Genomic DNA, 26,841 nt, shown 5'->3' on the forward strand with positions numbered 1-26,841 from the left:
ATAAAAAAAATAAAGTGGCAATATCGCCACTTTATTTTGCATATTCTACCGCTCTTGTTTCACGAATAACGGTAACCTTAATGTGTCCCGGATAATCGAGTTCCTCCTCGATCCGTTTACGAATTTCCCGCGCCAATCGATGCGCTTCTAAATCATCAATCATATCCGGCTTCACCATAATACGCACTTCTCGACCTGCTTGAATCGCATATGATTTCTCCACACCTTCGTACGATTCAGCGATTTCCTCCAATTTTTCGAGGCGGCGAATATAGTTTTCCAATGTTTCACTGCGCGCTCCCGGTCTTGCCGCAGAAAGTGCATCAGCCGCTGCAACGAGCACGGCAATGACGGAAGTTGGCTCCGTATCACCATGATGGGAAGCGATGCTGTTAATGACAACCGGGTGTTCTTTATATTTTGTCGCCAATTCTACACCGATTTCAACATGGCTTCCTTCCACTTCATGGTCAATCGCCTTGCCAATATCGTGCAGGAGGCCAGCACGTCTTGCTAACATTTCATCTTCGCCAAGTTCCGCCGCCATCAACCCGGCTAAAAACGCCACTTCAATTGAATGCTTCAAGACGTTTTGCCCGTAGCTTGTCCGGAATTTGAGGCGTCCTAAAATTTTTATTAAATCCGGATGTAACCCGTGAACGCCAACTTCAAAGGTGGTTTGTTCGCCGACTTCACGAATATGCTCATCCACTTCACGTCTTGCTTTTTCGACCATTTCCTCAATTCTTGCCGGGTGAATGCGTCCATCTTGAACAAGTTTGTCTAAAGCAATTCTAGCCGTTTCACGGCGGATTGGATCAAATCCCGATAAAATAACTGCCTCCGGCGTATCATCGATAATTAAATCAATACCGGTGAGCGTTTCAAGCGTACGAATATTCCGTCCTTCACGACCAATGATCCGGCCTTTCATTTCATCGTTTGGCAAATTAACGACAGATACGGTCGTTTCGGCGACATGGTCAGCCGCACAGCGCTGAATCGCCAGCGATAAAATTGCTTTTGCTCTTTTATCCGCCTCTTCTTTCGCGCGGGTCTCGGCTTCTTTCACCATCATTGCAATTTCATGAGATAGCTCTTTTTCGACACGCTCCAAAATAACTTGGCGTGCTTCTTCGCGTGTTAGACCAGAAATTCGTTCCAATTCCATTTGTTCCTTTTGAACGAGCTCTTCCACTTTGCTTTCCATCTGTTCAATATGTTGTTGTCTTTGATTCAGTGCTTCCTCTTTCGATTCTAAGAGCGCTTCTCGTTTATTCAGCGCCTCATCTTTTCGGTCAAGATTTTCTTCTTTTTGCAGCAATCGGTTTTCTTGTTTTTGCAACTCGCTTCTTCGATCGCGAATTTCACGTTCAACCTCTGTACGAAGTTTATGAATTTCATCCTTTGCTTCAAGAAGCGCTTCCTTTTTCAGCGCATCAGCTTCTCGTTTCGCATCTTCAATGATTTGGTTTGCAGCTGCTTGTGCACCGCCAATTTTCGCTTCTGCAATGGATTTTCGAATAAAAAAGCCGACAACGGCACCGACAACTAAGGCAAGCAAAGCGGAGATGATGATTGACCCCATTTTTTTCACCTCCTCTTGCTATAAAATTATTTCGAAATAACTGTCGGCATGTACGTTGTTACAAACGTTTCAACATACAGTACCATACTTACTGACATCGAAATCAGCAACACATATATCCGCCCATTAGCCGAACGTATGCGCCGCTAAAGCCGATCAAGCGAGAACTTTCTTTCCATTTTTCATGCGGACGCGCTCCAGTTTCTGCTAAATGTTTACAGACAATAAAAAAACATCATTAGTGTTTTTATACAGTTGGCTCAATCCAAAATACATTCATGTTTTGTGCATGAGCCACTTTCATTTAGCCGGAGTCACGGACTTTCGTGGCTGATTCTTTGTATAAAATATACATGTTAATTTTAAAGGTGGCAAAATTTATTGTCAAGATATAGAAGTTTCTCCCTGTCACAAATCAGAAAAAATAAAAAAGAGAGGAAACAGCATTTCCTCCCTAGGTTTAGTCTTCTAAAAATCCAAGCTCCTCTTGTTGCGTCTCGTTTGCGTTGTTCGAAACAGAAGGCGATTCAATTCCGTAATGTCTACGGATTTCTTGTGCAATTTCTTCAGCGATATGCGGATTTTCTTTTAAAAACTGTTTTGCATTTTCACGTCCTTGACCTAGACGCTCGTCTTTATACGAATACCAAGAACCGCTTTTTTGCACGATATCCAGCTCTGATGCCATATCGATGATTTCGCCTTCTCGGGAAATTCCCTCTCCGTACATAATATCTACATCAGCCGTTTTAAATGGAGGGGCAACTTTATTTTTTACTACTTTAATTTTTGTTTTATTTCCAACCATGTCATTGCCCTGTTTAATTTGTTCGGCACGGCGCACTTCTAAACGGACCGAAGCATAAAATTTTAGAGCTCGGCCGCCTGGTGTCGTCTCCGGATTTCCAAACATCACTCCGACTTTTTCGCGAATTTGGTTGATGAAAATAGCGATTGCCTTTGATTTATTAATCGCTCCGGATAATTTGCGCAATGCTTGTGACATAAGACGCGCTTGCAAACCAACGTGGGCATCGCCCATTTCTCCTTCAATTTCCGCTTTCGGTACAAGCGCCGCAACAGAGTCAATAACGATAATATCAACCGCGCCGCTTCTTACTAATGCCTCGGCAATCTCCAATGCCTGTTCTCCTGTATCCGGCTGGGAAAGCAACAACTCATCGATGTTTACGCCTAGCTTTTGTGCATAAACTGGATCAAGCGATAGCGATAGGTAATAGTCACCCTCGGCATTACCCGGAGGGGCTATTTTCCCCCGCTTCACACCGTGCGTGCGAGTTTCCCCGCACACGGCGTTCCATCGAGTACCCCGGTTACTAATTACACCCAAGACTTCACCCGTGTATATACTTCCTATACTTTTCTAATTTCTTTATCGCACTAGCCTTTAGGTGGCTAATGTCTGATTTATCTATGTCCTTTTTGTGGATTAGTGTATGGCATTTGTCGCAGACCGTTGCGAGGTTGCTTACTTTGTTTATCTCGTCCAGCGAAAGTCTGTTGTTTATGTGGTGTGTTCTAGTATTGAAAGGTTGTAGGATATCGCCACATATCTTACATTTTCCTTTGTCTCTATTAAAGGCATAACATCGGTTCATAAAGAATTCGAAGTTGTAAAGTTGGCTGGACTTAACTCCTTGAATTAGGTTAAGATACCCACTGTCTAATAGCCATTGTGCTCTGACTGCAAGTGGTTTCTTGCCTGTGTTTTGGAGTCGAATCTTTCTGCCTTCCGCTGTGTAAGGTGTTTCTTTTTGATTCTTTTGATTTGCTTTAATCCAAGTTGCGAATCCGATACTCATTATACCGAGCCATTTCCCTTTTATTTTGATTGCGGGTACTTGTTCGGTTCTGTCTGGGTACAAAGGTGCTAAGTTATAGCACTCATTGGCAGGTATCCATTTTGCTCCGTATTTCTTAATTGCTTTGTAAGACGTATATTTAAGGATTTCCCTGAACTGTCTTACGTCTCTGTTAATACTGGGAGCACTTGAGTAGTAATTGATGATTCCTCTAATTTTACTATTTATTCGGTTGATGTCTGTCACGAGCCACTCTTGATTGCTGACGAATTTTAATTCGCGCAGATCTTTCTTGATCTGCTCAACTTTTCTCTTAACCTTTTCTGTGTCTGCACTCGCATATCCGACGTATTTTCCATTCTTACCGTGAGGTAACATTTTGATTTTGAAACCTAGGAATTTCATAGGTTTCTTTTTGATGTTAGTTATGAGTGTTTTGTCGTCAGATAGCTCAAGTTTTAGGTTTTCCTTCAGGTACTTCTTGATTCGATATTTCCACTTTTCTGCGTTTTCCCTGCTGTCAGTGAATAGTACCCAGTCATCAGCGTATCTTACATAAAACTCGGGTCTGGTTATGGTTGAATGGTTCCTGAGTGAATTGAACTTTGATGTGCGAATGGCGGTGCCATTTCGCATTTTCTTTTCTTCCCACTCTCTAGTTATCCATTGGTCGAGTTTATGAAGATACACGTTAGCTAATAGAGGGGAGATTATTCCACCTTGCGGCGTACCTATTTCATTTACTTTGGTTTCTTTCATAACCCCTGCTTTAAGCATTGCTTTGATGATCATAAGCATACGTCTGTCCCGTATACCCATATGCCAAAGTTGCTTGATCAGGATCGTGTGATTTACATTGTCGAAGAAACCTTTAATATCTCCCTCTATTACCCAGTTGTACCCTATGCGATTGCATATAAACACGCATCTTTCAATAGCTTGTTTCGTATCTCTGTAGGGTCTGAACCCGTATGAGTGTTGAAAGAATTGTGCTTCAAGGATTGGCTCGATTGTCATCCTTACGCATTCTTGGATTGTTCGGTCTGCGATTGTTGGAATGCCTAGGGGTCTCTTTTTCTTTTTCCCGGGTTTTGGAATGTACACCCTTCTGATTAATTTGGGTTTGTAATTCTTGAAGCATCTTTTGACGAAGTTTATAACTTCGTCGTAGTTTTGCGTTAGTATGTCGTTGATGGTTTGTCCATCTGTACCCGCTGTTTTACTTCCTTGGTTTGCTTTGATTTTATGGATTGCGGATACGATTACGACATCACTACTCGCTATTTCGACTAACCCTTTGAACCTCGGGATATCCCCTTTTTCTAAGCATTCCTTTGTGATTGCGTACATCTTATCTTGTAGGTCACGGAACTCCTGTTCCGACCTCGGGCTGATTAGTTCTTGAAACGTGTGTTTGATAGTATCAAATCCTTTCCGTCAGGATTTGTACCATACACGTTGTTAATCAGTTTTGCTCATCGAAATCCTTGCGGATTTCCTCACGGCTTCCTAATCGACGTCTGGGGTTAGTAACCAAAAGGTACTCGACTATGCCCCTTCGCTCCGCAGGCATTACCCTGCTTCATCACTACTACGGGCTGCTGCCCCACCCCTTCAGCAGTCATTTCCTACTGCTTAGTGGCATCGGGGTGCGCACCCCTTAACATCCACTGGGGTGGTTCACCTGTACCGCACCACCTATCCTTACATACTCCCTTAGGCCCCGCCTCTGACCCGTCAGCCACCTTTTCGTCCACGGTTGGAGGACTCAAGGCAAAGATCCTCTGTGGGATCAATCCAGATCGAGCAAACACGAATACTCGATCCGGGGCTGAGCCTCTCTAAGGAGGTGAGCACCTTCTTTATTCGGTGCTCCATGCCTTACGAGCCGTACTTCCGGCGGTTCGTTCCAACGCACTCTGCGTTCTCTGGCCATAGGAGTTTTATGGACCCCCGGCTACTTCGCTAACCACTTCTCAGGTCTGCTTTTCGCCGTCCTCTCCGAGCTTCGCACGGTAATGTTGCGCACCATTACCGCACGTCGGGGTATTAGGGCAGGAATGCCAACCTTCATTCCTGTCTCGGACTTTCACCGAGCTCTCGGTGGTGCAGTTAGGACCTACTATAATTCGGTCCCGCTAACTTTTCGTATGGTGTTTCCACCATACTTGGGTTAGCAACAGGTCGCACCGTGCTCCGCATCAATAAACGCAGCTTGTCCCCCCTGTTTTTGCACTTCGGCAATCGCATGAAGCGCAACTGTTGTCTTCCCGGAAGATTCAGGCCCATATATTTCAACAATGCGTCCACGCGGATATCCGCCGACTCCTAAAGCGATATCCAGTGCAAGCGATCCACTTGATATAGTGGAAATTTTCCGGTCTGTTTGTTCTCCAAGTCTCATGATCGAGCCTTTTCCAAATTGCTTTTCGATCTGTTTTAACGCCTGTTCTAAGGCGGCTTGACGATCTTGATTCACTAACAAACTCCTCCTTTTTCTCAACTACTTATACTATACCGTTTTTTAGGGCTGTTGCCAAGAAAAAAATCGAACGTCCATTCGTTTTTCTTGTGGAGAAAATAGAAACATTCTCCATTTGTGATGAAATAAAAAGCGGGGGAACATCAAAGAGGAAAGGCAGCTACCCTTCATATGCAGCCGCCAATTTTTTTAATATAATGGAGCAACCATATTTCGCGGTACGAATTCGAATCGCATCACGCTGACCGGGTAATGCAAGGGCATAGACTTCTGTCTCGTTTTCAGGGGTGGAAATGCCAATATATACAGTGCCGACTGGCTTTCCTTCAAGCGGGTCTGGTCCTGCTACGCCTGTAAAACTGATGCCAATATCAGCATGACAAAGTGTGCGGACATTTTCCGCTAATAGCTGCGCACAACGTTCGCTTACTGCTCCATCTGTTGTCAAAACAGAAGCAGGAACGTGAAGAACTTTCTCTTTTACTTCATTGGCATAGCAGACAACTCCGCCGCGGACAACTTGAGAAGCGCCGGGAATGGCCGTTAATTCGGTTAAGAAAAGTCCGCCTGTGAGGCTTTCTGCCGCCGCGATCGTTTTCTTTTTTTCCTTCAACATCTTCACGGTCTTTTTAAACAACGTTTCGTCATTATAGCCATAAAAATAGCGGCCGACGCGCTCTAAAATCGCTTGTTCCGTTTTATCTAAAAGTTTTTTTGCTTCGATTTCGGAATGGTGTTTCGCGGTCAAGCGCAACGCTACTTCTCCGTCACCAGCAAGCGGAGCAATCGTCGGGTTTGATTGTTGATCAATAAGATCTTCAATGTCTGTTTCCAGCTGCGACTCACCGATTCCGAAAAAGCGTAATACACGCGATTCAATGCGCTCATGACGGCCAAGCTGTTCCATTAAAAACGGTCGGCCATATTTGAGAAACATCGGCTGCATTTCTTTTGGAGGGCCGGGAAGAAGCATATACGTAATTGAATTCAGCGTAATTGCCATTCCAGGTGCCATTCCGTGTTCGTTTTTCAATATAGTAGATCCTTGTAATACAAGCGCCTGTTTTTTATTATTTTCTGTCATGGTCCGGTTTGTGCGGGCAAAATATGCTTCAATGGAACGAAGCGCTTCCTCATCGATCACAAGCTCGCGCCCTAACAGGCGGGCGATCGTTTCTTTCGTTAAATCATCTTTCGTCGGCCCAAGCCCGCCAGTAAAAATAATGAGTTCGGCACGCGCCTGCGCCACTCTTACCGCCTGTTCGAGCCGGCCGGCATTGTCGCCTACAACGGTATGAAAATAGACATTGATTCCAAGTTCAGCGAGCTTTTCAGATAAAAACTGTGCATTCGTGTTGGCAATCTGCCCAAGCAATAACTCAGAGCCGACAGCAATAATCTCCGCATTCAATGAAAATGCCCCCTTTGTTTGACTGCATACATCTTTCTACTTTGAATGCAAAAAAGCATGTTTATTTTTCGCAAAGTAATCCCATCCGGACCAAATCGTAAAAATGACTGCAACCCAAAGCGCTAAATCGGCAAACGGAAATGAAATAAGAGAAAAAGGGAAATTATGTAAAAGAAGGGCGGAAATGGCGACAATCTGCGTCCATGTTTTAATTTTACCAAGCATGTTGGCAGCCATTACTTCCCCTTCTCCTGCAAGCACAAGCCGAAGCCCCGTAACCGCAAATTCACGGCTAATGATGATGATCACCATCCATGAAGGAGCGGCCTTTAGCTCAACAAGTACAATGAGCGCTGCCGATACAAGCAGTTTATCCGCAAGCGGATCTAAAAACTTTCCTAAATTAGTTACTAGCTGATATTTACGGGCATAATATCCGTCAATCCAGTCAGTTGTCGAGGCAATAATGAAAATAAGCGCACCAATCAGATGGGCAATTGGCAGCGTGTCTGTTCCTATTTTCACGCTGCCCCATCCAAACGGAACTAACATGACAATCAAAAATAACGGTATTAGCATAATTCTTGCTACTGTTATTTTATTAGGTAAATTCACTCTGAATACCTCCGCTAGCAAACATGTGAAAAGAGCCATCTACAGGAAAGATGACTTTATGATTTTTTAAAGATAAATTTCATTTTTTGATATACTTCGTCTTTTGGGTCCATTGGATAGGTGAAAGGTTGTCCATTTACTTTTATGTCAACATCGAGCGTTCTCCCGATTTTTACAAACACTTCCGCCTCTGCTGATAAGTCAAACGTTTGCGTTTGCCCGTTCGTTAAATTTCCTTTGAAAAAGGAGTGGCCTTTTGTATTATATACCTCTACCCAAGAGTTTCCTTTTGACGTCAATTCAATAACAAATTCGTTTGTATTTGTTAATTCGATTGTCGATAAATTACCGCGTGTTTCGACAACAGTAAGCGTCGCAGCTGAAGAAGGTGATTTTTCCGTTTCTTTTTCCGCTTTTGGTTGTTTGTCCTCAGCTTCTTGTTTTTTCTCTTTTTCTTCTTTTTTCGCTTTTTCAAGCGGTGAATTTTTCGAGCGTTCTACCTCCGTCGTCTCCCCGGCAATTTGATTTTGCGGTTTGTCCTCTGCGTTATTTTGTTGCAAAAACAGCCAAATCACAACAGCAATGCCGACAATCCCTGCAGCAATAAGCAATTTTGGAAGCAAATCTAACCATTTCGTGCTGTTCGGTGAAATTTGTTGCCGCGTTTTTACTCGCGATAATTGCTGAGGGATTTCTTCATCATATGATTGTGGAATATCTTGTTTGTACTGTTCAAATATTTCGTCCGGGTCAAGCCCAACTGCTTCGGCGTATTGCCTAATGAACGCCCGAACATAAAAATTCCCCGGCATAATCGCATAATTTCCTTCTTCAATACCGATTAAATAGCGCTTTTGAATTTTCGTCATCTCTTGCAACTCGTCCAAACTAATGTTTTTCGCTTCTCTTGCTTCCTTCAAACGTTTACCTAGTTCCGTCAACGACAAACACCTTCCATTTTTTGATTAAAAATCAAATTCTGAAAAAACATCGTTTCCAAACAGTGACGGCTGATCAATGACATCGTACGTAATCTCTTCATTTGGATCATGGCGCAACTCAATAATATAGTCAAAATCATCAAGAGTGTATTCAGTATGGCGGACAAAAATATCTGGGTGTTCCACCACTTTTGTCGCCTCAAGGCGCATCAGTTCGCGAATCAGTTGCCAATGTCTCTCATTTGCCCGCCGAGTAGACACGATGGCGTCAATAATAAAAATATTATCTTCGCTATATTCGCCTTCGATCAGCTGGCTGCGCACCGTCTGCTTAATCAGCGTTGAGGATACAAAAAGCCATCGTTTATTCGCACAAACACTTGCCGCAACGATCGACTCGGTTTTGCCGACGCGCGGCATTCCGCGGATGCCAATAAGTTTATGGCCTTTCTCTTTAAAAATTTCCGCCATAAAATCAACAAGCAGCCCGAGCTCGTCACGAACAAAGCGGAACGTTTTTTTGTCATCGGCATCCCGCTGAATGTAGCGGCCGTGGCGGACGGCAAGGCGATCAAGCAGTTTTGGCTGGCGCAGCTTCGTCACTGTAATATTATCCATCGTTTGCAAAATGGTAGACAATCGTTCGATTTGTTCGTTATTATCACAAAGTAGAAGCATGCCGCGCCGCGAATCGCGGACACCGTTAATCGTAACGATATTAATAGACAGCATTCCTAATAATGAAGCAACATCGCCTAACAAACCCGGGCGATTAATATGTATCTCATATTCCAAATACCACTCTTGCTTCCCCATCCCGTCTTTCCTCCCTCATCCTTAATGCCCGCACAAACTCCCTATGATAAATTCATACTACTATAATATCGAATGGAAAAGCAACAGAAAAGGGACTGGAATGAAAAAAGAGAGGGAACCCCTCTCTACACGTTATTGTTGTTGCACTAATTTTACCATCATGTTGGCGATAGCATGCTGCTCTTGTTCGTCTGCAACCTTCCAAAGGTCCGCAAGCAACCGTTCTTCCGGGTTTTTTGGATCTACTTGTTTTGCTAGGTAATCACCGATTTGATAAGCGATGTCTGAAATCACTTGTTGGCTTAATCCTTGTTGCTGCGCTTGTTCAAGACGATTTGCCAGGAAGTCTTTCCATTGTTCAAAGTTATCTAATACAGACATATGTTTAACCTCCTTCATCTTCGTTTCAAGGATAGTTTGCCTGCTTTTTGATAAAATATACTTAACAGTACCAACCGCCATTGACGGAAATAATTTGTCCCGTTATGTATGAAGCAGCATCGGAAAGCAAAAATGACACTGTTTTCGCAACCTCATCGGGTGTGCCAATACGCCCGATCGGAATATCGTCCGCAATGGATTGCAATTCCTCATCACTGAACCGGCGCAACATATCTGTATCAATGGCCCCTGGAGCGACGGCATTCACACGAATTCCGCTGGGCGCCACTTCTTTTGCGAGCGCTTTTACAAACGCATTTTGTCCGCCTTTGACCATGGAATAGACGACTTCGCAAGAAGCACCTGTAAGTCCCCAAATCGAAGAAATAACAACGATGTTTCCCCGCTTATTCGCAATCATCCGCGGCAGTAGTTTTTTCGTCAATAAAATCGGACTTGTCACATGAAGCTGAACCATTTTCCTAACAAGCTCATCGCTCATATCCGTAATGAGACCGTAATAGCTGTTTCCGCTATTATGAATAATGACATCGATGGGACGATTGATTTGAGAAAGAAGCATGCTTGCTCCATTTTCATCCGAAAGATCCGCTTGGACAGGAATGACATGGACATTTGCTAACTCGTTTTTCAGTTTTTCTACTCGTTCATACCGGCGATGATAATGCAAAAAAAGCCCGTAACCATCAGAAGCAAGTTGGCGGGCGATGCTTGTCCCAATTCCTCCGCTTGCTCCAGTAATAAGCGCATATTTCATGATAATCCCCCTAAAAAAGCACCCTCCATAATGAAGGATGCTACTTTCTTTCTTTTGGAACAACTTGGCATACCGCAATTTGGGATTCGCGGAAACATTGTTTTGCAATTTGATCCATCTGTTCGATCGTTAATGATTGTAATACTGGAATAACATCAAACAAGCTTACTTCGTTAAATGCGTATCGCGTAAACTGGTTGGCGATATATTCTGGAGAGTTAAGCGAGCGTAAAAACGCACCGATTTTTTTCTTTTTCACTCTCTCTAATTCTGATTCTGTCATGGAATCACCGGAAAACGACAACAATATTTGTTTCACTTCTTCGCTAAGCCGATCTGGATCGCTCGTATCCCCGCCGACCATGGCAAAGCCAAATTCCCGCTCTTCTGTATAATCGTACATAAATGTTTCATCAATAAGCCCAAGCTGATACAACCGTTCATAATGCGGCGAACTTTTTCCGAATAAATAATCTAACAAAACATTGAACGCTAACTCATGAATTAATTTTTCTTTACCGGCTGGGTGAACAGTTGGCGCCTTGATTCCGACAAGACATTTACTCGTTTGCACGTGCATCGGAATGACTTTCTTTTCTTCCGCTCTCTCTTTCGGTTCATCGTACACAAAGCGCTGAATCTCACTAGCTTGCGGAAACGATTTTTTTGCTTGGTTATCGCGAATTTGCTGCATTATTTTTTGTTCATCGACCGGCCCGACGATAAAAAGCAGCATATTGCTCGGATGGTAAAACGTTTCGTAACATTCATATAACAATTCTTTCGTAATATGAGAAATGGATTCCACCGTACCGGCAATATCAATTTTCACCGGATGGTTTTGATACAAGCTTTCAATGACGCCGAAATAAACGCGCCAGTCCGGATTGTCATCATACATGCGAATTTCTTGGCCGATAATTCCTTTTTCTTTTTCTACCGTTTGATCGGAAAAATATGGGCTTTGCACAAAATCGATGAGCGTTTCTAAATTTTTTTCCACATTTGCTGTACTCGAAAACAAGTAGGCCGTACGCGTAAACGTGGTGAAGGCGTTTGCGGATGCTCCTTGTTTACTGAACTGCTGGAACACATCGCCATCTTCTTTTTCAAACAGTTTATGCTCTAAAAAGTGAGCGATTCCATCCGGCACCTGCTTCATCTCGGTCTTTCCGAGCGGAACGAATTGATTGTCGACCGATCCATATTTGGTCGTAAACGTTGCGTACGTTTTATGAAACCCCTTTTTTGGCAAAATGTACACATCTAAACCGTTTTCCATTTTTTCATAAAACAGTTGTTCTTGCAGCTGTTCGTATACAATTTTCTCCATAATTATTCCGCTCCCTCCATTCCGGTCAGGAAGTAAATCGTGTCGAGCTCGACCTTGCCCGCAACGCGCACGATTTCCTCCCGCGATACGCGATCTGCACCTGATAGCCATTCTTCAATTGGCCGTTTCCGCTTTGAGACAACGTTATGGTAAAGCACTTCCACCAATCCGCGCGGCGTATCGATCGTTTCTAATAATTGATTGCGAATAACCGCTTTTGTTTGCGTGATTTCTTCATCGGTAAAATCGCCGTTTTTCATCGCTTCCATTTGTTTTTCAATAATTTGCAACGCTTTTTGATAATTGGACGGTGCGATGCCGGACATCACCATTAATAACCCTTTATGGCTTTCTAAACGCGAAGCGGCGTAATACGCTAAACTTGCTTTTTCACGAACATTGATAAACAATTTCGAATGAGAAAAACCGCCAAAAATGCCATTAAACATTTGGAGCGCGTAATAGTCATCGTCTTCATACGTGACATTCGTCCGATAACCGATGTTCAATTTTCCTTGTTTGACATCTTGTTTTTCGATCACTTCATTTACTTTATCACGCGTTTTAGTTGAAACTATTTCTCTCACAGATGCGCGAACCGTGCGGTTTGGCAGTGAAAAATGCGATGCAACTGCTTCCAATACGGTCTCTTCTTGTACATCACCAATGACGTATAAATCGATTTCGTCTTCTTCCAGCGTTTTTTTATAATATTGAAACAGCTGCTCTGCAGTAATGCGATCCACATCGTCTAGCTCGCCATTCGCGTGCAGGGCATACGGTTCTCCTTTGCACATTTCCTGAATAAGCCGCAAGTTGGCATACCGCATTTTATCGTCGTACACGGCTTGAATACGCTGCTTAAGCGCTCGCTTTTCTTGCGCGACAATGTGATCGACAAACCGGCCGTCTTGCAAAGCGGGACGAAGAACAACATCGCTTAACAGCTTGAGCGCTTTGCGAAGAAGCGGAATTTTCTCTTGTAAAAACACTTCGTTTGCCACATCGATTCGAATCGTAATAATATGGCTTTCGCCTTTTTTCGATAAATCCACATTTAATGTTGCGCCATACAGTTCATCTAAATATGTGCGCAATTGTTTCACACTTGGGTACTCCGCCGTGCCGCTTTGAAGCACATACGGCAAAAGCGCGCGTAACGTAACCGTTTCTTTTGTAAGCGGTGCTTTCATTTTCCATACAAGTGTATTTGTTTTATATTTATCGGTCGGAATTGTATGGACGTTCATGTTTTGGATTGTCGTTATTTTTTCATTGATCAATCGAACTCCTCCTTTGTAAACTTATCGATATTTTTATTGTTGTGTTCATCATATCAACAATATACCTTTCACAAAACATAAAATGCAAATAAAAGCAAAAAAGAACTCGAACTTTACGATCGAGTTCTTTTTTCACGATTTTCATTACGTCTTTTACCGTTTTCCTTTAATATAAGGCGTACCTAAAGCTTTCGGTGCTTCCGCGCGCCCGATAAAGCCGGCAAGCGCTAAAATCGTTAGCACATATGGAGCAATCAGCAAATAAACCGTTGGTACATCTTTTAAAAATGGAAGCGTTTTTCCAACTATACTTAAACTTTGTGCCAAACCAAAGAACAACGCCGCTCCCATCGCCCCAATCGGATGCCATTTTCCGAAAATCATCGCCGCAAGCGCCATAAAGCCGTGCCCGGAAATCGTCGCATGGCTGAAATCGCGCGAAATGATCATCGCATACACCGCACCGCCAAGCCCACCTAACGCTCCGCTGATCATAACGGCAATATAGCGCATTTTCGTCACATTAATTCCCATCGTATCCGCTGCCATCGGATGTTCACCGACTGCGCGAAGACGAAGGCCAAACGGCGTTTTGTAAATGACATACCATACGACAAACGCCAAAATAATCGCCAAATATGATGGAATGTACATATTGGAGAAAAAGAGCGGCCCGATCACCGGAATATCACTTAATACCGGAATGTCTATTTTATCAAATCCAACTTGAATCTGATCGGTTTGCCCTTTTCCGTATATTTTTTTGACTAAAAAGAGCGACAATCCAAGTGCTAAAAAGTTAATCGCCACACCGCTAACCACTTGATCAGCGCGAAACGAAATAGATGCAACGGCATGAAACAGCGAAAAAATAGTGCCGACAACCATCGCAACGAGTAAAGCGAGCCATGGGGTAAGCGCTCCAAATTTATCAGCAAACGTTAAATTGAAAACAATGCCAATAAATGCTCCAATGGTCATTAACCCTTCTAAACCAATATTCACAACGCCTGATCGTTCGCTAAATACGCCGCCAAGCGCTGTAAAAATAAGGGGAGCAGCAAAGAAAATGGAAGAAGGAATAATTACTTGCAATACTTCATAGACGCTCACTTATTCCGCCCCCTTTTTCAAACGAGATAGTAATAAACGAATGACATAACTTGACGCGACAAAGAAAATAATGAGTGCAATAATAATATCCACTAGTTCTGTTGGCACACCAGCGCTTGACGGCATTTCAAGCGCCCCAACTTTCAACGCGCCAAATAATAATGCTGATAGCAATATTCCAAATGCGTTGTTTCCGCCAATCAGCGCCACAGCAATTCCATCAAATCCTACACCGGTAAAACCGGCTTTCACGGAAATATTTCCGAAAGTGCCGAGACCTTCCATCGCCCCAGCGATTCCAGCGAATGCTCCAGAAATGATCATGGATAAAATAATATTTGCTTTTACATTCATTCCTGCATATTGAGAAGCATGCTGGTTAAACCCAACAGCGCGCAGTTCAAATCCTTTTGTCGTTTTTTCAAGAAGAAACCACATAACGACCGCACCGATGATCGCGAAAATAATGCCATAATGTACGGAAGAGTGATATGTAATGGATTCTAAAAACTCCGAACGAAGCGATGCGCTTTCATGCACAGGCTTTGATTTAAACCCTTCATCCGATAAAACAGAGCGAATAATAGCGTTTGTCACATGAAGGGCAATATAGTTCATCATAATGGTAACAATCACTTCATGGACTCTTAAATACGCCTTTAAAATCCCTGGAATGAGCGCCCATATCGCTCCTGCCAGTGCTGCCGCTAAAATCGCCATCGGCAGGTGAATGACCTTTGGAAGTTCAAACGATACACCGACCCATACCGCCGCAAGCCAGCCAACAATAAGCTGACCTTCTACACCGATGTTAAACAAACCGGTACGGAAGGCAAAAGCAACTGCAAGACCTGCTAAAATATAAGGTGTCGTTTGTCGAATCGTTTCTCCAATGTAATATGGATCGCCAAATGCACCGTATAGAAGAGACGAATATCCGGCGAGCGGATTATAACCGCTTGCGATCATTACAACTGCACCGACAATCATCCCTAACAATACGGCCAATACAGGAACAACAAAGGCAGACGATGTGGAAACAAAAAATTTTTTAAGTTCACTCAACTTCATGAAGACACACCTGCTTCCTTCCGTTTACTTCCCGCCATTAATAATCCGAGTTCTTGCTCTGTCGTCTCTTTCGGATCAACGATGGCAACAATTTTTCCTTCGTAAATAACAGCAATACGGTCACTTACATTCATGACTTCATCTAGCTCAAATGAAACAAGAAGCACCGCTTTTCCTTGATCACGCTGTTCAATTAAACGTTTATGAATAAATTCAATTGCCCCAACATCCAGACCGCGTGTTGGCTGTGCGGCAATAAGCAAATCTGGATTTCGATCTACTTCCCGGCCGATAATCGCTTTTTGTTGGTTCCCGCCAGACAGGGCGCGCGCTTTCGTAAATTCGTCCGGCGTGCGCACATCGAATTCGGCAATAAGCTGACGCGCTTTGTCGTAAATCGCTTTAAAATTTAAAATTCCGCGTTTCGAATATGGGGATTTGTAATATGTTTGCAGCACCATATTTTCCCCAATTGGAAAGTCCAGAACAAGGCCATGTTTATGGCGATCCTGCGGGATATGGCCGACGCCTGCTTCGGTAATTTTTCGCGGCGGAAGGTTCGTAATATCGCGGCCGTTCAACAAAATCGATCCCGATTCCACCTTAACAAGCCCTGTAAGCGCCTCAATCAGTTCTGTCTGCCCGTTGCCGTCTACCCCTGCAATACCCACAATTTCTCCAGCATGCACCGTTAAGTCTAAATGATTGACGGCAGCCACGCCGCGCGCGTCTTTTACGACTAAATCTTTAATTTCCAGCACTGGTTTGCCTGGCTGTGCTGGTTTTTTTTCTGTTTTAAACTGCACTTCGCGGCCGACCATAAGAGAGGCAAGCTCATTTGGATTTGTTTCTGAAACATTTAAAGTAGCGATTCCTTTTCCGCGGCGAATAACGGTGACACGATCGCATACTTCCATTATTTCCTTTAACTTATGGGTAATTAAAATAATCGATTTTCCTTCTTTCACCAACTTTTTCATAATTTGAATCAGTTCATGTATTTCCTGCGGAGTCAACACTGCCGTTGGTTCGTCAAAAATTAAAATGTCCGCCCCGCGATATAGCGTTTTTAAAATCTCGACGCGCTGCTGCATGCCAACCGAAATATCAGCGATTTTCGCCGTCGGGTCTACCGCAAGACCGTACCGTTCCGACAGTTCGCGTACTTCTTGTTCTGCGCGCTTTATATCAATGATTCCGCCTTTTTTCGGTTCACTGCCTAAAATAATGTTTTCCGTGACTGTAAACGTATCAACAAGCATAAAATGTTGATGCACCATGCCAATCCCAAGTTCATTCGCAACGTTTGGATCAGTAATGTTTACCTTTTGGCCCTTTACGCGAATCTCGCCGCCATCCGGCTGATAAAGGCCAAACAGCACGTTCATGAGCGTCGATTTTCCTGCTCCGTTTTCCCCTAAGAGCGCATGAATTTCCCCCTTTTTTAACTGCAATGTAATGTTGTCGTTTGCGACAAAATTGCCAAACACCTTTCGAATGTTCAACATTTCAATAACATATTCCAAATAAATTCACTCCTTACTTAAGCAAGGTAAAATCATAAAATGGAAGGATGCAATATCCGATTGCAGCCTTTCATTTTATGATTTTTGGCGAATAAAAAGGCTAGCGTAACCACTAGCCTTTTTATTCAATTATTTTAAGGATGCTTCAAACTGTTTGTATTCTTTGCGAGTCATTGGAACTTTTACTTCGCCTTTGATGATTTTTTGCTTCCATTCATCAACTGCTTTTAACACTTCCGGCTTAATGTTGTCTTGTGTAGGCGCAATGCCAACCCCGTCTTCTTGAAGACCATATTCAAGCGTTTTTCCGCCAGGGAAATCGCCTTCTTTTGCTCGTTTTGCCAAGTCATATACAGCCACATCAACTCGTTTCACCATGGATGTTAATGTAACGTTATATGTTTTTCCGTTTACTTTCACAACACCTTCTGGAGATTGGTCTTTATCCACACCGATTACCCAAATTTCACGGTTCGGGTCTTTCTTTTTCAAGTCTTTTGCTTCAGAGAACAAACCATTTCCTGTTCCGCCAGCGGCATGATAAATTACGTCAATGCCGGAAGCATACATGCTAGATGCAATCGCTTTTCCTTTATCCGCTTGGTCAAATGCACCGGCATATTGCACTTCGACTTTCGCTTTCGGATTAACAGCTTTTACTCCTGCAAGGAATCCGCTTTCAAACTTCTCAATTAATGGAATTTCCATGCCGCCGATAAATCCGATTTTGTTCGTTTTTGTTGTTAAGCCGGCAACGACACCAACAAGGAATGAACCTTCATGCTCTTTGAACGTAATGCTAGCTACGTTTGGTTGTTCAACAACCGTGTCAACGATCGCAAAATGCTTTTTCGGGTTTTGTTCAGCAACTTCTTTTACTGCATCTCCCATTAAATATCCAATTCCATAAATCAAATCAAAGTCGCTGCGCACAAGCTTATTTAAGTTTGTCGGATAGTCAGTATCGCTTGATGATTGTAAATAATCATAACCGCCTCGGCCTTTTTTCAAGCCATTCTCTTTTCCAAATTTTTGCAAACCTTCCCAAGCAGATTGGTTGAAAGATTTGTCATCAATACCGCCAACGTCTGTTACCATCGCAACACTAAACGTGTCTTTGCCTTTGTCACCAGCATTATCCCCCCCTTGTCCACCGCATGCACTTAACAGTGTACCTGCTGCTAAAACAAGGGAAAGGGCGAGTCCAAATCGTTTTTTCATTACAATACCCCCTAATCCATAAAAAAATTGTTGTGCTTTCTGACTTATTATAAAATCATCCCTATATTTCTATGTATGGATGTCACCTCCTTAAAAACTAAGGCGTTTTCGAAGTACATGAAAGCTGATTTTGTCAGAACGGAAATAGTTGATGGAATAAAAAATCGGCTCATCATTTTTATCAAAATGCATTTGCTTTAACACAAGAAGCGCAGTTTCTGGCTCACATTGCAAAATCGGCGACACTTTCTCATGGTAACCGAGCGGTTCAATGCGAGCTACAGCATAAGCAATATCGCGATTCGCCTGATTGTGTAAGTTTTCAAAAAGGGATTCTTGCTCATAGGAAATTCCTTTTGGTAAATATTTACATAAAATTTTGTCTATACAATATACAACAGGCTCCCCGTCAGCTGTACGGACACGTTCAATCAAAAGAATGTCATCGTCCGCCGAACATTGAAATCTCCGGATGTCATCTTCCGTCGGCTGTTGAATGGAAGAAGATAAAAAAATCGTTCCAGGTTTTCGACCTGCCTGCCGAATCATATCAGTAACGCTGCTTAACTGCTCGATCCCCGATGTAAACAGCGGTCTTGCATTGACGAACGTTCCAACACCATGCCGGCGAATAATCACGTTTTCTTCCTCTAAAACACGCAATGCCTCACGCAATGTTGCACGGCTGACACCTAGTTGTTTCGCTAATTCAAATTCCGATGGGAGCTTTTGTTTTTCTTTATACACGCCTGTTTGAATATCACGCTTAATTCGATCAATCACTTGTAAATATAGGTGACGGTTGTCTGACTTGATGGACATGAAAAAATCCCCCATTTTTCATTTCAACAGATATCAGACCTCTGACGTTAGACATGTAGACTCTTCGAGATTACTATACCATTTTTTTTGGGATAAATAAATAGTAAATAAAAATTTTGTCGAAAAAAGCAAAAAACGATTGATAACGTTTTCAATGTGATATATTTTTTAAAAGAGCAGGCAACAAGTTTGCCTGCTCCCCTATGATGTTTTTACATTTTCTTTTGGAATAAGTACAGCGCGAGGTTTACTTCCTTCATAGGGGCCAACAACTCCACGTGCCTCCATCGCATCTATGAGACGAGCCGCACGATTATAACCGATGCGAAAGCGCCGTTGCAGCATGGAAACCGAAGCACTTTGCATCTCTACAACAAGCCGAACCGCTTCATCATACAATTCATCGTCAAATTCCTCGCTCTCACCATTCTCTTCGCTGACCATCATCTCTTCATAATATTGTGCTTTTTGCTGGGAAATAACAAAATCGACAACCTCTTCGACTTCTTCATCGGAAACAAACGCTCCTTGGACACGAATCGGTTTGGAAGCACCCATCGGCAAAAACAGCATATCGCCACGGCCCAGCAGTTTTTCCGCTCCCCCCATATCCAAAATAGTCCGCGAATCGGTTTGGGAAGAAACGCTAAAAGCGATCCGTGACGGAATGTTTGCTTTAATGACACCTGTAATGACGTCAACCGAAGGCCGCTGCGTTGCAATAATTAAATGAATTCCTGCCGCGCGCGCCATTTGCGCCAAGCGCGTAATCGAATCCTCTACATCGGAAGAAGCAACCATCATTAAATCTGCCAGCTCATCAATAATAACGACAATATAAGGAAGAAGCGGCTGTTTTCCTTCCGATTCTTGATTATGGCGCTGCACGTATTCATTATACCCTTCGATATTTCGTGTGCCTGTATGTGAAAATAATTCATATCTTCTTTCCATTTCTTGAACAACCTTTTTTAACGCTTGTGACGCTTTTTTCGGATTCGTCACAACCGGAGCCAACAAATGCGGTATTCCGTTATACACGCTTAATTCTACCATTTTCGGGTCAATCATCATTAATTTTACTTCATGCGGCTTTGTACGCATAAGCAAGCTTACGATAATTCCATTAATGCACACACTTTTCCCGCTTCCCGTTGCCCCGGCAATTAATAAATGCGGCATTTTGTTAAGCTCAGCTGCAACGACTTCGCCAGAGATGTCACGGCCTAGCGGAATTAATAGTTTCGCTTCATGTTTGTAATGATCGATCGCTTCTAACACTTCTCTTAAAGAAACGGTCGCAATTTCTTCATTTGGAACTTCAATGCCGATCGCGGATTTTCCGGGAATCGGCGCTTCAATACGAATGTCTTTTGCAGCTAGCGCAAGGGCAAGGTCGTCGCTCAAACTAACAATTTTGCTTACCTTCACCCCTACGTCCGGATATACTTCATATTTCGTTACTGCAGGGCCAAGATGAACTTGGGTTACTTTCGCCTTTACACCGAAGCTTTGAAATGTTTTTTCCAGCTTGCGCGCATTTGCATAAATGTTTGCATGATCTTTCGCTTGGTTTGATTGTTTTGGAAGATGGAGCAGTTCAAGAGGCGGAAGTTGATAATCAATATTTTCCATTTCCGAAAACGCTAACGGCCCAGACGCCTCTTCCTCGATGTCTTCTGCGTTTTCCTGCTCTCGTTCTTGTTCTATCTCATTCGAACGCGCGGCAGTAAAATCAGAAATAATCGGCGGAGGAGAGAGCGTTTCTCCTTCTTGTATGATCGGCTCCTCTTCTGTGCTGTCATGTTGCTTGTCGGGTTGTGGAGTTCTTGTTTTTTGCCGTTTTCGTCCCTGCTTTTTACCGCCCCACTGTTTTATATCCGCAACAAACGCCAGCCATTGCTCCTTGAGAAAAGAAGCGATTATGATCACCACTTTTCCCACTGTTTCACTCAATGATTTTCCGGTAATGAAAACAGCCCCGATGATAAAAAGAAAAAAACAAATCCATTTTGTTCCAAGTTCATCAAATAATTGATAGCTTGCCGCGAAGAAAAACGCCCCGACCATCCCGCCGCCTAAATCAGTATTCGCCGATTCTCCCCGCACTTCGTTCCAAAACAACTCCCATGTTGTTCGAATGATGCTAGGGTCAAATTGCCCGCGTCGGGACAACAAATCGAATAACGTTTCGTGACTTAGTAATAAAAGCGCGGAAACGATAATATATAAACCGAGAAGAATGCGATGAGTAAACGAAGGCCATGCACGCTTCCAAATGATATAAAACGACAATATAAATAAGGCTACAAACAGCAGCATATACCATTCTCCAAAGAAAAAACGCGCAATAAATACGAGCGTCTTTCCAACTAGCCCAAGACGCGCCATCGCGATGACGGAAATCGCTAACATCGTAAGACCAAGCAATTCAAATTGAAATGCTTCTTTCCAATGTTGCTTTGACCGTCTTGATTTTTTCTGTCGTTTCCGTTTTGCCACAACTATTCACTCCAATAAACAAACTGAAAGATTGGAAAAAAGCAGCCATACTTGGCTGCTTTTTTCCGTTTGTTTATTAATTATATCACGAATGAACATGGAATTCATTACGATGTTGTGGAAGAAATCGTAAATCTCGTTCCTGGTGCATATTTTTGTTCTAAAAAATGAAGCGGATTCGTACTTAAATTTTGAACAATTTCATATTCATTGGTTTCCGTTTTTTGTACAAGAAATGGAATTCCATCATAGTATACCATTGTTCGTTTTTCGTATTCTTCCTTGGCAGTTTGGAAGATAAGATGTTCCGGCATGATCGTATATAAAATCATTGGACAATCTTCCTTTCCCCTGATTTGTTCAGTTCAATTAATTCGCGCAATTTGTTCATCGCTTGAGCAACACCGCCGACTTCATCAATAAGTCCGTATTTTACCGCATCAGGGCCGACAACATTGGTGCCGATATCACGCGTTAAATTCCCTTTGGAAAACATAAGTTCCTTAAATTTTTCTTCCGTAATTTTGGAATGTTTTGTAACAAAGCGAACAACTCGCTCTTGCATTTTATCCAAATATTCAAATGTTTGCGGAACGCCAATGACCAGCCCAGTCAATCGAACAGGGTGAATCGTCATCGTTGCCGTTTCGGTAATAAATGAATAATCACAAGAAACCGCAATCGGCACACCAATCGAATGACCGCCTCCTAATACGATAGAAACGGTCGGTTTCGATAAGGACGCAAGCATTTCCGCAATCGCTAATCCTGCTTCTACATCTCCGCCTACCGTATTTAAAATAACGAGCAGGCCTTCAATATTTTGATTTTGTTCAATGGCGACAATTTGTGGAATAACATGTTCGTACTTCGTCGCTTTATTTTGCGGTGGAAGTTGAATATGTCCCTCAATTTGCCCGACAATCGTTAAACAATGAATGTTTGTATCCGGCGTCATTTGCGGAATGTTTGTTTGACCTAACTGTTGAATCGCCGCTGTTACTTGTTCCTCTTTCGTTTCTTGGTTTTCTTCTGATTCCGATTGTATGTAACGCTCTTTTTCCATGCATATTCTCCTTTCTTTCCGTCATACATATAGTATGCTCGAGTTGGAAAAGAAAAATGCCGATAGGAATTTCCTATCGGCATGTTCGTTGACTTTGAGCATGATTGTATTATACTTCCATAATAATTGGTAAAATCATCGGTTTTCGTTTTGTTTTTTCAAATAAAAATTGGCTCAATGCTTCGCGAATGTTTGATTTTAATGACGACCATTCGATCATATAGGTTTGCAAGCATTTATTCACAATATTTGCAACGATTTTTGTTGCTTCATCAAGCAATGATTCTGATTCTCTGACATAGACAAAACCACGCGAAATAATTTCCGGTCCAGCGATAATTTTTTTTGACTCTTTGCTCAATGTAACGACAACAATTAAAATCCCATCTTGCGAAAGAAGACGCCGGTCTCTTAAAACAATGTTGCCAACATCGCCTATGCCAAGACCATCAATCAAAATGTTGCCGTACGGAACTTTTCCTCCAGGACGCGCTACTCCATTGCGAAATTCAATGACATCACCTTTGTCAATCAAAAACGTCCTATCTTCAGAGATGCCAACCGCTTTTGCAAGATTAGCGTGTGCTTTTTGCATACGATATTCGCCATGAACAGGAATAAAATATTTCGGTTTCATTAAATTAAGCATTAGCTTCAATTCTTCTTGGCATGCGTGTCCAGACACGTGCACTTTTCTCTCGCGGTAAATGACGTTCGCTCCGGCACGATACAGTGCATCAATGGTTTTTGAAAATACTAATTCATATCCAGGCATCACCGATGCCGCAACAATGACAGTATCTCCTTCTTTTATGTTGACCTGCTTGTGTACTTGTTTAGCCATACGGGCCAATGCGCTCATCGGTTGGCCATGCCCGCCTGTTGTTAAAATAATAAGTTCCTTGTCATCATAGCGGTCAATGTCATGGATGGAAATAGTCACTTTTTCCGGAAGATGTAAATATCCAAGCCGAACAGCAATATCCATCACTTTATGCAACGTTTTCCCTACAACCGCTACCTTCCGTCCGTACATTTTTGCCGCATGTAATACTTGTTGAATTCTGGTGATGTTCGACGCATAGCAAGCAACAAAAACCCGACCATTCGCGTTATAAATAACATCGGCAATTTCCTGGGCTACAAGCGTGTCCGATCCCGTATAACCCGGTCTTTCCGCATTCGTACTATCGGATAATAGGCAAAGCACTCCTTGTTCGCCAATCTGCGCCATTTTCCCTAAATCGGCTCGATTTTTGCCATATGGAGTCTGGTCAAATTTAAAGTCGCTCGTATAGACAATGGCGCCTTGGGATGTATGAATGCTAATCCCAACCGAATCAGGGATGCTATGAATCGTTCGGAAAAACGTCACTTTTGCTTTATCAAACAAAATTTCCGAATCGGAGCGAATTTCGATTAGTTTTGCGTTTGTAATCCCCTGTTCCTTCAAAATCGATTCTGCCAATCCTAACGTAAGCTTTGTTCCGTACACCGGCACCGCCGTAATCTTTTTCAACACGTAAGCAATGGCTCCAATATGTTCCTCATGCCCATGGGTTAAAAAAATTGCTTTAATGCGATCTTGGCGTTCAATGAGATAGCTAATGTCAGGAATCACTTTGTCAATCCCAAGCATCTCGTCCTCAGGAAACATGACGCCGGCGTCGATCACAAAAATGTCGTCATCCAGCTCGACCACATACATGTTTTTACCGATTTCCCCGACTCCCCCAAGGGAAAAAATCCTTATTTTCTCTACTTGTTTCGTTTTCAATGTCACGTCCTCCTATGATGATACTAACCCGCTCAAAGTCACTTGATTTTATTATAACTGATGGGAGATTTTGAATACAAGATGATTTATGAAGCGCTTTATAACAGCAAAAAACCAATCCGCCTATGCGGATTGGTTTTCCTTTTGGCTTTTATAATGTATTTAATAAATTCATTAGCTCGATGCGCTCTTGTTCGGTAAGCGGGACAAGCGGCAGACGAACAGAACCAACGTCTAATCCTTTTAACTGCAGCGCCGTTTTTACCGGTACAGGATTTGGCGCTGCAAATAACCCTTTCATAATTGGCAACAGCTTTTGATGCAGTTTTGCCGCTTTGGCAAGTTCCCCTGCTTCGAAAGCAGCAATCATTTGTTGCATTTCATTGCCAATAATATGAGAGGCAACAGACACAACGCCGGCACCGCCAATCGCCAATACCGGAAGGGTGATGTTATCGTCACCGCTGTAAAGCAGAAAATCCTCTCTCGTCCGGGCGATTATTTCCGTCATCGTATCTAAATTGCCGCTCGCATCTTTTATAGCAACGATGTTTGGAATTTCCGATAAACGAACAACCGTGTCAACAGACATGTTCACAACAGAACGTCCAGGAATATTATAGAGCATCACCGGAAGCGACGTGCTTTCGGCAATCGCTTTGAAGTGTTGATATAACCCTTCTTGATTCGGTTTATTATAATACGGCGCTACTAACATTACCGCGTCGACGCCAGCTTCTTCCGCTTTCTTCGTCAACTCAATCGATGCGTGTGTATTGTTGCTTCCAGTCCCAGCAATAACTGGAACTCTCCCGTTCACAACCGAAACAACGTGACGGAATAAAGCAACTTTTTCTTCCGTCGTTAATGTTGGCGATTCGCCTGTCGTTCCGGCAACAACGAGGGAATCTGTTCCGTTTTCGAGCAAATAATCGACAAGCTTGGTCGTTTTTGCAAAATCGATATTTCCTTTATGATCAAACGGCGTTACCATTGCTGTCACGATTTTGCCAAATTGGATCAATACCCTCACTCCTCACTCCAATTTTAAATCGTACTCTTCCGCCGATTCCTCGGAAAGATGGAATGCATCATGCAACGCGTTCACCGCTTTTTTCATATCTTCCTCTTTCACTAATACCCAAATGGTCGTATGGCTATCGGCTGATTGTAAAATTTGAATTCCTTGCTCAGAAAGAGCCGTAACGATTTTTGCCGTCACTCCAGGGACTCCAGCAATCCCTGCTCCGACTGTAGATACTTTCGCACATCCTGTTGTAACGATCGGTTCATAACCAATACGGCGAAGGGCAGCGACCGCTCGCTCTGTCATTTCACCAGAAACCGTATAAACAACACCGTTTGGCGAGATGTTAATGAAGTCGACGCTAATTCCTTCATTCGCCATCGCCTTAAAAACATCGGACTGCAATTCATAATGTCCCTCTTTCGCCTGTACTTTAATTTGCGTAATATTGGAAACATAAGTAATGCCAGTGACTAACCGCTCTTTTACATCGCTTCCTTTTTTCGAACGAATAGCAGATGTAACAAGCGTTCCTAAAGAATCGGAATACGTTGAACGAACGCGCAACGGCACTTTTGCCTGCATCGCAATTTCAACAGCGCGTGGATGAATCACTTTTGCCCCTTGATAGGCCATATTGCAAATTTCCGTATACGTGACGACATCGAGCGGACGGGCGTTCTCGACAATGCGCGGGTCTGCAGTCATCACCCCTTCGACATCGGTAAAAATATCGACCCATTCGGCGTTTAACGCCGCACCAAGCGCCGCCGCAGACGTATCGCTTCCGCCGCGCCCAAGCGTTGTAATATCGCCATTTTCTGTCGCGCCTTGAAAGCCAGCAACGACAACGACATCGTATTCGTTCAATGCTTCAAGCAGGCGTTCGCACCGCATTTCGATAATTTTCGCATTCGTATAATCATCGTTCGTTCGGAAACCTGCTTGCGCGCCAGTAAACGCAGTTGCTTTTATTCCATGCTTATTTAATAGATTCGTAAAAACAACGCTAGAAATAATTTCACCGCACGCCATTAGCATATCTTGTTCGCGCTTCGTGACATAATTGTTAGCCCCGCCGATGAGGCTAAGGAGCGTATCCGTCGCATACGGTTCTCCTTTTCGCCCCATCGCCGAGACGACAACAACTACTTTATAGCCGTCTTCAAGCGCTTTTTCAATATGCTTGCGTGCAAAATCACGCCCGCGTTCGTCACGAACGGATGTGCCGCCAAACTTCTGAACAATGATTTTCATGTTAACAC

Annotated in this window: 21 protein-coding genes and 2 pseudogenes; all 23 read right to left on the reverse strand. The window is 43.1% G+C overall.

All coding sequences use genetic code 11. From position 1 onward, the window contains the following. Positions 1–31: 31 nt before the first annotated feature. Positions 32–1,588, reverse strand: coding sequence for a ribonuclease Y (gene rny, locus FNL97_RS11345; RefSeq protein WP_015863523.1), 1,557 nt, complete (start codon positions 1,586–1,588; stop codon positions 32–34). 460 nt (positions 1,589–2,048) lie between these two features. After that, positions 2,049–2,813 (reverse strand): annotated as a pseudogene (recA, locus tag FNL97_RS11350) (recombinase RecA); the annotation flags it as partial. A 130-nt stretch (positions 2,814–2,943) separates the two neighbouring features. Continuing rightward, complete coding sequence (ltrA, locus tag FNL97_RS11355; protein WP_143415828.1) at positions 2,944–4,761, reverse strand: group II intron reverse transcriptase/maturase; 1,818 nt, start codon at positions 4,759–4,761, stop codon at positions 2,944–2,946. Between the two features lie 841 nt (positions 4,762–5,602). Continuing rightward, a pseudogene (locus FNL97_RS11360) lies at positions 5,603–5,890 on the reverse strand (recombinase RecA); the annotation flags it as partial. A 163-nt stretch (positions 5,891–6,053) separates the two neighbouring features. After that, complete coding sequence (locus FNL97_RS11365; protein WP_062678187.1) at positions 6,054–7,304, reverse strand: competence/damage-inducible protein A; 1,251 nt, start codon at positions 7,302–7,304, stop codon at positions 6,054–6,056. Positions 7,305–7,340: 36 nt separating this feature from the next. Further along, positions 7,341–7,919 carry a CDP-diacylglycerol--glycerol-3-phosphate 3-phosphatidyltransferase gene (pgsA, locus tag FNL97_RS11370; protein ID WP_015863518.1) on the reverse strand — a complete coding sequence of 193 codons (579 nt, stop codon included), beginning with the start codon at positions 7,917–7,919 and terminating at the stop codon, positions 7,341–7,343. A 56-nt stretch (positions 7,920–7,975) separates the two neighbouring features. Next, on the reverse strand, positions 7,976–8,860 hold the full coding sequence (locus FNL97_RS11375; protein WP_081188547.1) for a helix-turn-helix domain-containing protein: 885 nt from the start codon (positions 8,858–8,860) through the stop codon (positions 7,976–7,978). A 24-nt stretch (positions 8,861–8,884) separates the two neighbouring features. Then, positions 8,885–9,676, reverse strand: coding sequence for a DUF3388 domain-containing protein (locus tag FNL97_RS11380; RefSeq protein ID WP_015863516.1), 792 nt, complete (start codon positions 9,674–9,676; stop codon positions 8,885–8,887). Positions 9,677–9,808: 132 nt separating this feature from the next. Further along, entirely contained in the window at positions 9,809–10,057 is a 249-nt protein-coding gene (locus tag FNL97_RS11385; protein ID WP_062678189.1) for a DUF3243 domain-containing protein, read from the reverse strand. 61 nt (positions 10,058–10,118) lie between these two features. Further along, positions 10,119–10,835 (reverse strand): elongation factor P 5-aminopentanone reductase, encoded by a 717-nt coding sequence (gene ymfI, locus FNL97_RS11390; protein WP_015863514.1) that lies wholly within the window; start codon positions 10,833–10,835, stop codon positions 10,119–10,121. 40 nt (positions 10,836–10,875) lie between these two features. After that, positions 10,876–12,168, reverse strand: coding sequence for an EF-P 5-aminopentanol modification-associated protein YfmH (gene yfmH / locus FNL97_RS11395; RefSeq protein WP_015863513.1), 1,293 nt, complete (start codon positions 12,166–12,168; stop codon positions 10,876–10,878). 2 nt (positions 12,169–12,170) lie between these two features. Next, the gene (gene yfmF / locus FNL97_RS11400; RefSeq protein ID WP_143415829.1) at positions 12,171–13,451 is read right to left on the reverse strand and encodes an EF-P 5-aminopentanol modification-associated protein YfmF; all 1,281 of its coding nucleotides are present in this window, start codon (positions 13,449–13,451) and stop codon (positions 12,171–12,173) included. A gap of 153 nt (positions 13,452–13,604) precedes the next feature. Then, the gene (locus FNL97_RS11405; protein ID WP_143415830.1) at positions 13,605–14,564 is read right to left on the reverse strand and encodes an ABC transporter permease; all 960 of its coding nucleotides are present in this window, start codon (positions 14,562–14,564) and stop codon (positions 13,605–13,607) included. Further along, complete coding sequence (locus tag FNL97_RS11410; RefSeq protein ID WP_062753333.1) at positions 14,565–15,635, reverse strand: ABC transporter permease; 1,071 nt, start codon at positions 15,633–15,635, stop codon at positions 14,565–14,567. It lies immediately after the preceding gene. After that, positions 15,632–17,161 (reverse strand): ABC transporter ATP-binding protein, encoded by a 1,530-nt coding sequence (locus FNL97_RS11415; RefSeq protein WP_062678192.1) that lies wholly within the window; start codon positions 17,159–17,161, stop codon positions 15,632–15,634. The genes FNL97_RS11410 and FNL97_RS11415 overlap by 4 nt, the downstream gene beginning before the upstream one ends. A gap of 129 nt (positions 17,162–17,290) precedes the next feature. Next, the gene (locus FNL97_RS11420) at positions 17,291–18,382 is read right to left on the reverse strand and encodes a BMP family lipoprotein (protein WP_143415831.1); all 1,092 of its coding nucleotides are present in this window, start codon (positions 18,380–18,382) and stop codon (positions 17,291–17,293) included. A gap of 90 nt (positions 18,383–18,472) precedes the next feature. Continuing rightward, entirely contained in the window at positions 18,473–19,204 is a 732-nt protein-coding gene (locus FNL97_RS11425) for a GntR family transcriptional regulator (RefSeq protein ID WP_143415832.1), read from the reverse strand. A 201-nt stretch (positions 19,205–19,405) separates the two neighbouring features. Then, the gene (locus FNL97_RS11430) at positions 19,406–21,706 is read right to left on the reverse strand and encodes a DNA translocase FtsK (protein ID WP_062678194.1); all 2,301 of its coding nucleotides are present in this window, start codon (positions 21,704–21,706) and stop codon (positions 19,406–19,408) included. 107 nt (positions 21,707–21,813) lie between these two features. Continuing rightward, positions 21,814–22,038, reverse strand: coding sequence for a YlzJ-like family protein (locus FNL97_RS11435; protein ID WP_015863505.1), 225 nt, complete (start codon positions 22,036–22,038; stop codon positions 21,814–21,816). Beyond that, complete coding sequence (locus tag FNL97_RS11440; RefSeq protein ID WP_015863504.1) at positions 22,035–22,772, reverse strand: ClpP family protease; 738 nt, start codon at positions 22,770–22,772, stop codon at positions 22,035–22,037. Before FNL97_RS11440 ends, FNL97_RS11435 begins: the two co-directional genes overlap by 4 nt. Positions 22,773–22,881: 109 nt before the next feature. Continuing rightward, positions 22,882–24,549 (reverse strand): ribonuclease J, encoded by a 1,668-nt coding sequence (locus FNL97_RS11445; protein ID WP_015863503.1) that lies wholly within the window; start codon positions 24,547–24,549, stop codon positions 22,882–22,884. A 151-nt stretch (positions 24,550–24,700) separates the two neighbouring features. Next, positions 24,701–25,573, reverse strand: coding sequence for a 4-hydroxy-tetrahydrodipicolinate synthase (gene dapA / locus FNL97_RS11450; RefSeq protein WP_015863502.1), 873 nt, complete (start codon positions 25,571–25,573; stop codon positions 24,701–24,703). 12 nt (positions 25,574–25,585) lie between these two features. After that, positions 25,586–26,833 carry an aspartate kinase gene (gene dapG, locus FNL97_RS11455; RefSeq protein WP_062678196.1) on the reverse strand — a complete coding sequence of 416 codons (1,248 nt, stop codon included), beginning with the start codon at positions 26,831–26,833 and terminating at the stop codon, positions 25,586–25,588. Positions 26,834–26,841: the final 8 nt, after the last annotated feature.

It is taken from the genome of Geobacillus sp. E263 (genome assembly GCF_007197795.1).
Taxonomy (GTDB): Bacteria; Bacillota; Bacilli; order Bacillales; family Anoxybacillaceae; genus Parageobacillus_B; species Parageobacillus_B toebii.